Annotated in this window: 7 protein-coding genes and 2 pseudogenes; 7 read left to right on the top strand and 2 right to left on the bottom strand. The window is 73.6% G+C overall.

Annotated elements, in window-relative coordinates; all coding sequences use genetic code 11:
• The 6 genes and pseudogenes from UWG_RS30335 to UWG_RS0117160 all read left to right on the top strand — a co-directional run.
• Positions 1-296, top strand: a pseudogene (locus UWG_RS30335) (hypothetical protein); the annotation flags it as partial.
• A 14-nt stretch (positions 297-310) separates the two neighbouring features.
• A complete protein-coding gene (locus UWG_RS0117180; protein WP_016908452.1) occupies positions 311-757 on the top strand; it encodes a roadblock/LC7 domain-containing protein in 447 nt (148 codons plus the stop codon).
• On the top strand, positions 754-1,155 hold the full coding sequence (locus UWG_RS0117175; RefSeq protein WP_016908451.1) for a DUF742 domain-containing protein: 402 nt from the start codon (positions 754-756) through the stop codon (positions 1,153-1,155). The genes UWG_RS0117180 and UWG_RS0117175 overlap by 4 nt, the downstream gene beginning before the upstream one ends.
• Entirely contained in the window at positions 1,136-1,765 is a 630-nt protein-coding gene (locus tag UWG_RS0117170; RefSeq protein WP_016908450.1) for a GTP-binding protein, read from the top strand. The genes UWG_RS0117175 and UWG_RS0117170 overlap by 20 nt, the downstream gene beginning before the upstream one ends.
• Entirely contained in the window at positions 1,762-3,228 is a 1,467-nt protein-coding gene (locus UWG_RS0117165) for a cytochrome P450 family protein (RefSeq protein WP_016908449.1), read from the top strand. The genes UWG_RS0117170 and UWG_RS0117165 overlap by 4 nt, the downstream gene beginning before the upstream one ends.
• Positions 3,213-4,328: a cytochrome P450 family protein gene (locus UWG_RS0117160; RefSeq protein ID WP_016908448.1), complete on the top strand. Its 1,116-nt coding sequence runs from the start codon at positions 3,213-3,215 to the stop codon at positions 4,326-4,328. The genes UWG_RS0117165 and UWG_RS0117160 overlap by 16 nt, the downstream gene beginning before the upstream one ends.
• Positions 4,329-4,364: 36 nt before the next feature.
• Here UWG_RS0117160 and UWG_RS0117155 read toward each other — a convergent pair whose 3' ends face one another.
• Positions 4,365-5,732: an FAD-binding oxidoreductase gene (locus UWG_RS0117155; protein WP_016908447.1), complete on the bottom strand. Its 1,368-nt coding sequence runs from the start codon at positions 5,730-5,732 to the stop codon at positions 4,365-4,367.
• 179 nt (positions 5,733-5,911) lie between these two features.
• Between UWG_RS0117155 and UWG_RS0117150 the strand changes: the two genes are divergently transcribed.
• Entirely contained in the window at positions 5,912-7,351 is a 1,440-nt protein-coding gene (locus UWG_RS0117150; protein ID WP_016908446.1) for a dihydrolipoyl dehydrogenase family protein, read from the top strand.
• A gap of 117 nt (positions 7,352-7,468) precedes the next feature.
• Here the strand turns inward: UWG_RS0117150 and UWG_RS30330 are convergent.
• Positions 7,469-7,749, bottom strand: a pseudogene (locus UWG_RS30330) (phosphatase PAP2 family protein); the annotation flags it as partial.

The raw sequence follows: 7,749 nt of genomic DNA, 5'->3' as shown, positions 1-7,749 counted from the left end.
ACGAGCCCGCCAGTCCCGCGCCCGCCACCGCGCCGCGCGAGGAGAGCCGGCCGGAACCGGAACGCGATCCGCCGCCGGACCAGGCCGACCACGAGCAGGCCGCCCCCCACCGCCGCACCCGTCACGGCCTGCCCGTGCGCAAGCGCGGCGCCGCGGTCGGCTCCTCACCGGCGCCGCTCCCACCGGCGACGGCACCCCGAGTCGACCCGTCGTCGGCAGGCGCCCGCATGGGTGCCTGGCAGAACGCTCCCCGCCCCAAGTCCGGTGCCGCGGACGGCGATCCGCACGTCGAGTGAAGGACACAGCGACCATGACCTCCCGAACGTCCCGCGAGACCCCCCGATACGACGTCGAGAACGACCTGGGCTGGATTCTCGACCAGCAACTCGTCGACGCCGTCCCCGGCACGCGCGCCGCCGTGCTCCTCTCCGGCGACGGCATCAGGCGGGCGCACTCCAAGGAGCTGGAGACGGCGGACGCCGAGCCGATGGCCGCCGCGGCCTCCGGCATCCAGGCGCTGGCCCGCAGTTACGCGCAGCGCGCCATGAGCGGCGAGGAGGGCACCTGGGAGGAGACGATCAACTCCTACCAGGGCGGATTCCTCATGATCGTCGGCGCCGGCGACCAGAGCTTCCTCGCCGTACGCGCCGACCGCGACGTCGACCTCGCCGCGCTCACCACTGCCGCCCACACCTGCGTGCTGCGCCTGGGCGAGCAGATGGCGACACCCAGGCGCGGCGCGGACGCGCCGTCGTGAACCCCGGCGCTCGGCCAGACCGCGCGCCCCGGCTGGTTCGCCCCTACGCCGTCACCGGCGGCCGGTCCCGGCCCACCCGCAACACGCTGGACCTCATCACCGTGGTGCGGGTGCGGAACGTACCGTCGCCGCCGGTGGCGCTGCCGCCCACCGAACTCAGCCCGGAACAGGAGCGGGTGGTGGCGCTCTGCCGGGACGGCGGCCTCACCGTCGCCGAGATCGCCGCGCAGCTCTCGCTGCCGGTGAGCGTCACCAAGGTCCTCGTCTCCGACCTCGTGGACGGCGGCCTCGTCACCGCGCAGGCACCGCAACCGCCCACAGACCTCCTCGCCCCCGCCTACGCTCAGCAGACCGATGCGCTGCTGGAGAGAGTGCTGGATGGACTCCGAAACCTCTGACGCGCCGCCCACCGGCCGCTCCGTACCGCACCTGCCCGAAGGTGACATCACCCTCGTCAAGTTCGTGGTGGTGGGCCCGCTCGGCGTCGGCAAGACGACCATGATCAGGTCGCTCTCCGACTACGAGCCCCTCACCACGGACGAGCCGATGACCCAGGCGGGCGAGCACATCGACAAGCTGCGCCGCATGGGCAAGACGGAGACCACGGTGGCGATGGACTTCGGGCGCATCACCCTCCAACCCGACCTGATCGCCTACCTCTTCGGCGCCCCGAGCCAGCAGCGCTTCCAGCCGCTCTGGGACGACATGACGGGCGGCGCGCTCGGCGCCGTCGTCCTCGCCGACACCGAGCGGCTGGAGGACTCCTTCCAGGCGATGGACCGCCTGGAGGCGCTCGGCCTCCCCTACGTCGTCGCCGTCAACGAGTTCGACGGCAACGAGGCGTACGACGCCGAGGAGCTGAAGGAGGCGTTCCAACTCGACCCCGACACCCCGCTCCTCACCTGCGACGCACGCGAACGCGGCTCCTCCCGCGACGCGTTGGTGAGCCTCGTGCTCCACCTGAAGGACCGCAACCGCCGCCCGCACGCCCTCCAGGAGACCGTGTGACCCAGCAAGACGCACCCGCCGTCCCCGGAGCCGGCCCGGACGACCAGGCGCCGCTCCTGCTCTACGGCGAAGAGTTCACCCGGGACCCGGCGCCGCTCTACGCGCGTGCGCGGGAGACCGCACCGATCGTCAGGGCGCGGGTCCACGAGGACGTCGAGGTCTCCCTCGTCGTCCGCTACCACACAGCGCTCAAGGTCCTCCACCACCCGGAGATGAGCAAGAACTCGGGGCCGTGGTTCGAGGCGCGCGAGCGGCAGGGCCTCCCCGTGCCGCCGGTGCTGGAGATGATGCGGGTGCGGCCCAACGCGCTCTACGAGGACGGCGAGGAGCACCGCAGGCTCAGCACCGCCGTCCGCGACAGCCTCGGCCGGCTCGACCCGCCGATACTGCGCCGCACCGCGAGGGAGACGGCCGACCGCCTCGTCGACACCTTCGCCGAGCGCGGCGAGGCCGACCTGATGGGCGAGTACGCCGGGGTGCTGCCGCTCCAGATGTTCTTCGCGATGTTCGGCGTCCCCGACGACCTGGGCCTCCGCATCCAGCAGCTCACCGCGACCGTCTTCGACGGCGGCCCGGAGGCGGCCCGGGCCAACGTCGAACTCAGCGAGACGTGGCAGGAGTTGGTCGCCCGGAAGCGCCGCGAGCCGGGCGAGGACGTCGCGTCGTGGCTCCTCGTGCACCCGTCGAGCAACGACGACGACTCGGAGATCATCAACCAACTGCTGCTGGTGATGGGCGCGGGCACCGAGCCCGAGCAGAACCTCATCGCCTCCACGCTCCTCCAACTCCTCAGCGACGACAGCTCGTACGGACGCCTCCTCTCCGGCAGCCAGCGCATCGCCGAGGCCCTGGAGACGACGCTCCTCGACTACGCGCCGATGGCCAACTACGCGACCCACTACCCCGTGCGCGACCTGGAGATCGACGGCATCCTCCTCCCCGCGTGGGAGCCCGTGATGGTCTCCTTCGGCTCCTGCAACCAGGACGAGGCGCTCCGCGGCGACGCGCCGGGCGGCACGGGCGACTCCGGCTACCGCGCACACCTCGCCTGGAGCGCGGGACCGCACGAGTGCCCGGCCTGGTCGGTGGCGATGATGATGGCGAGCGTCGCCGTCGAGGTCCTGCTCGACCGGCTCCCCGACATCGAACTCGCCACCCCGCGGCCCCGGCTGTCCTGGCGCCCCGGCCCCTACCAGCGAGGGCTCTCCGCCCTGCCGGTGGTCTTCCCCCCACAGCCCGTCCGGCCGCAGGATGCGACCGCAGACCCGTACGGAAGTGCAGGAGGACACGACCCATGGCAACCGTCGACGACCGCAAGTGCCCCTTCCACGCCCCAGCAGACGCCGAGCCCGTACGACTCGACCCGCTCGGAGGCGACGTCCACGGCGAGGCAGCAGCCCTCCGCGCCCAGGGGCTTGCGACGCGTGTGGAACTCCCTGGCGGAGTGGTGGCGTGGTCGATAGGACGCCACGCCCTCCTCAAGCGCCTACTCGGTGACAAGCGGGTCTCCAAGGACCCGCGGCAGCACTGGACGGCCTTCCGCAACGGCGAGGTCCCCGCCGACTGGTCGCTGATGAGCTGGGTCGGCGTGGAGAACATGTTCACCGCCTACGGGGCCGACCACCGCCGCCTGCGCACCCTCGTCAGCCAGGCGTTCACCCCGCGCCGCACCGAGCGGCTCGCCCCGCGGATCGAGGAGATCACCGCCCGCCTCCTCGACGACCTCGACGCCGCCCGGCCGGGGCCCGTCGACCTCCGCGAGGGCTTCGCCTACCCGCTGCCGATCACCGTCATCTGCGAGCTGTACGGCGTCCCCGAGCACGACCGCGAGCCGCTCCGCACCTCCGTCGACGCCCTCTTCGCCACCTCCACGGGCCCGGAGGAGGCCCAGGCGTGCATGGCGACGCTGATGCGCGTGATGTCCGACCTCGCAACGGCCAAGCGCGAGACCCCCGGCGAGGACCTCACCACCGCGCTCCTCGCCGCCCGCGACGGCGACGGCTCCCGCCTCAGCGAGCAGGAACTCCTCGACACCCTCTTCCTGATGATCGGCGCCGGCCACGAGACCACCGTCAACCTCCTCCACCACGCGATCCGCAACCTCGTGGAGAATCCGGGCGAGTTGGCCCGAATACGCAACGGGGAGCGCACCTGGGACGACGCCATAGAGGAGTCCCTGCGCCACCAGCCCCCCATCGCCAACCTCCCCCTGCGGTACGCCGTCGAGGACATCGAGCTCGACGACGGCACCGTGATCCCCTCCGGTGAGGCGATCCTCGCCAACTACGCGGGCGCGGGCCGCGACCCGGAGCACCACGGGCCCGACGCCGACACCTTCGACCTCGACCGGCCGACCCGCACCGACCACCTCTCCTTCGGCCACGGCGTCCACTTCTGCGTCGGCGCCCCGCTCGCCCGCCTGGAGGGCCGCATCGCCCTCCCCGCGCTCTTCGACCGCTTCCCCGACCTCGCCCTCACCGACGACCCGCGCAACGAGGCGGCGACCGAGTCGTTCATCGCCAACGCCAGGCAGACGCTGAGGGTACGGCTCAGCGCGGCCTGACGCCGAAGGCGGCGGCCGGTACGTCGGCCGCCGCCTTCAGAACAGCTTGCCCGGGTTGAGCAGCCCCAGCGGATCGAAGACGGCCTTGACGCCGCGCTGCAACTCCAGCGCGTCCGGACCGAGTTCGCGGGCCAGCCACTCCTTCTTCAGCACCCCGACACCGTGCTCGCCCGTGATCGTGCCGCCGAGGCGCAGGCCGAGCTCCATGATCTCGTCGAAGGAGGCCCGCGCCCGCGCCGCCTCTTCCTCGTCGGTCCCGTCGAAGCAGACGTTCGGGTGGGTGTTGCCGTCGCCCGCGTGCGCGCAGAGGCCGATGGTGAGGTCGTGCCGCTCGGCGATCTTCGCGACGCCGTCGATCATCGCGCCGAGCGCGGCGCGTGGCACGCAGACGTCGTCGATCATCGTGGTGCCCTTGAGCCGCTCCAGCGCGGGGAGCGCCTCCCGCCGCGCCTGGAGGAGCAGTTCCGACTCGGCGGCGTCGTCCGCCGGGACGACGCTGCTCGCGCCGGCCGCGGTGCACAGCTCGCCGGCCGCGGCGAGGTCGGCGCCCGGCTCCGCCGTGTCGAAGGCGGCGAGGAGCAGCGCCTCCGTCGTCTCGGGGAGGCCCATTCTGGTGTGCTCGTTGACGGCGCGGAGCGTGGTGCGGTCCATCAACTCCAGCAGGGACGGCGTGAATCCGGCCTCGGTGATCCGGCACACCGCGTCGCAGGCGGCGGCTGCCGAGGGGAACTCGGCGGCCATCGCCAACTGCCGCGGCGGGGCGGCCCGCAGCGCCAGCGTCGCCCGTACGACGACGCCGAGGCTCCCCTCGGAGCCGACGAAGAGCCGCGTCAGGTCGTACCCCGCGACGCCCTTCGCCGTCCGCTTCCCCGTACGCAGCAGCCGCCCGTCGGCGAGGACGACGTCGAGCCCCAGCACGTACTCCGCCGTCACCCCGTACTTGACGCAGCAGAGCCCGCCGGAGGCCGTGCCGATGTTCCCGCCGATCGTGCACATCTCCCAACTCGACGGATCGGGCGGGTAGTAGAGGCCCTGCTCGGCGACGGCGCGCGAGAGGACCGCGTTGACGACGCCGGGCTCCACGACGGCGATCCGCTCCACGGGCGAGATCTCGAGGATCCGGTCCATCCGTACGAGCGAGAGGACGAGGCACCCCTCGTCGGCGTTGGCAGCCCCGGAGAGCCCCGTCCGCGCCCCCTGCGGGACGACGGGGATGCCGAACTCGGTGGCGGTGCGCATCACGTGCTGCACCTCCTCGACGGTCCGCGGCAGCACCACGGCGGCGGGGGTGCCGGCGGGGCAGAAACCGGCCATGTCGTGGGCGTAACTGCTGGTGACGTCCGGGTCCGTGAGCAGGGCTTCGGTGGGGATCGCTTCCCTGAGGCGCTCGATCAGCAGGCTCATCCGGTCAGGGTGGCAGCCGCCGCAGCGGGCGGGAACCCCGTCGACGTCCCGTACCGGGCGGGGTGCGCGGCGCGCCCCTAGCATGGGAAGCCGTAGAAGAGCGGCGGGCCGTCGCACCGGCTCGTCCGCGCCGCCCAGGCCGGCCGCAGGCCGCCGCGGACCAGCGAGGACACCAGCGCATGGACGCGACCGACTCCGCAACACGCACCTACGACGTCGTCGTCATCGGGGCAGGCCCGGTCGGGGAGAACGTCGCCGACCGCGTCGTCAAGGCCGGCATGAGCGCGGCCATCGTGGAGGGCGAGCTCGCCGGCGGCGAGTGTTCGTACTGGGCGTGCATCCCGAGCAAGGCGCTGCTGCGCCCGCCCGCCGCGCTCGCCGCGGCCCGCTCGGTCGACGGCGCGCGCGGCGCCGTCCGCGACCGGGTGGACACCAGGGCCGCGCTCTCCCGGCGCGACAGCTTCGTCTCCGACTGGCGGGACGATGCGCAGGCCGGCTGGATTCGCAGCTCGGGGATCGAACTCCTCCGCGGCTGGGGCGAGTTGGTCGGCGAGAAGCTGCTCCGGGTCAGCGGTGAGGGCGAGCCGGAGACGGTAGCCGCGCGCACCGCCGTCGTCCTCGCGACCGGCAGCTCCGCCGTCGTCCCGCCCGTCACCGGGCTCGACGACGTGTCCCCCTGGACCAACCGCGAGGGGACGGCCGCGGGTTCGCCCCCGCAGCGGCTCGCGGTGATCGGCGGCGGGCCAGTCGGCTGCGAACTCGCCGCCATGTGGGCGTCGTTGGGATCCCGGGTGACGATGGTGGTGCGCGGCGAGGCGCTGCTCACCGAGTGGGAGCCGTTCGTCGGCGCCGACGTCGCAGCCGGCCTCCAGGAGGCGGGCGTCCGGGTGCGCACCGGCGTGCAGGCGTCGCGCGCGAGCCGCGGCGCGCACGGCGGCGCGACCCTGGAGCTGGACGACGGCACCACCCTGGAGTGCGACGAGGTCCTCGCCGCGACGGGCCGCCGCCCCCGCACCGACCACCTCGGCCTCGGCAACGTCGGCCTCGCGGCCGGCGAGGGGCTCCAGGTCGACGACTCCTGCCGGGTGACCGCCGTCGACGGCGGCTGGCTCTACGCGACGGGCGACGTCAACCAGCGCAACCTCCTCACGCACATGGGCAAGTACCAGGCGCGCGCCTGCGCCGACGCGATCGTCGCCCGCGCGGCCGGACGCGAGGTGGAGCCCGCGCCCTGGAGCCGCTGGGCGGCCACCGCCGACCACGCGGCCGTCCCGCAGGTCCTCTTCACCATCCCGCAGGCGGCCTCCGTCGGCCTCACCGAGGCGACGGCGCGCGAGCGCGGCTTCTCCGTCCGCGCCGTCGAGTACGCGCTGGGCGACGTGGCAGGCGCCGCGCTCGCCGAGGACGGCTACACCGGGCACGCCAAGCTCGTCGTCGACGAGGACCGCTCGGTGGTCCTCGGCTGCACCTTCACGGGGCCCGAGGTCGGCGAGCTCATCCACGCGGCGACGGTGGCCGTCGTCGGCGAGGTCCCCCTCGACCGCCTCTGGCACGCCGTGCCCGCCTTCCCCTCGACGAGCGAGGTGTGGCTGCGGCTGCTGGAGGAGTACGGGCTCTAGGCGGCGTCGTCCGGTTGCTGCCCCGGGCGGGAGCGCGTCCCCGCTCGGGCGTCGACGGCTTCCGCGACGGCTCCGGACCGTCGCTTCGCCCGGACGTGCCGGAGGCCGCCCGGGCGGTCAGCCCGCTGCGGGGCGTGTGCGGCGTGCGGGCCTCTCCACTGCGGGCCGGACAAGGGCCGTGCACAGGAAGGCAACTGCCGCGTAGATCAGCGAGCGTGCGACGGTGTCGTCCCGCGCACCGGCGACGAGCGCGCCGGCGGCTGACAGCGCCAGGGCGACCGCCGGCAGCGCCTGAGGGTGCCGCGTCACGCCTGGCGCGTGGGCCGGTGGCAGCAACCGGGCCGCGAGGCAGTAGCAGGCACAGGCCAGCAGTGCGGAGCCCAGCACGTCGCTGGGCC

Source organism: Streptomyces xiaopingdaonensis, assembly GCF_000262345.1.
GTDB lineage: Bacteria > Actinomycetota > Actinomycetes > Streptomycetales > Streptomycetaceae > Streptomyces > Streptomyces xiaopingdaonensis.
This window is presented reverse-complemented; position numbering and strand designations above follow the sequence as displayed.

Excerpts from the sequence above, each read along its gene's own strand:
- UWG_RS0117180 (WP_016908452.1), top strand. The coding sequence starts at position 311 with ATGACCTCCCGAACGTCCCGCGAGACCCCCCGATACGACGTCGAGAAC.
- UWG_RS0117170 (WP_016908450.1), top strand. The coding sequence starts at position 1,136 with ATGGACTCCGAAACCTCTGACGCGCCGCCCACCGGCCGCTCCGTACCG.
- UWG_RS0117155 (WP_016908447.1), bottom strand. The coding sequence starts at position 5,732 with ATGAGCCTGCTGATCGAGCGCCTCAGGGAAGCGATCCCCACCGAAGCC.
- UWG_RS0117150 (WP_016908446.1), top strand. The coding sequence starts at position 5,912 with ATGGACGCGACCGACTCCGCAACACGCACCTACGACGTCGTCGTCATC.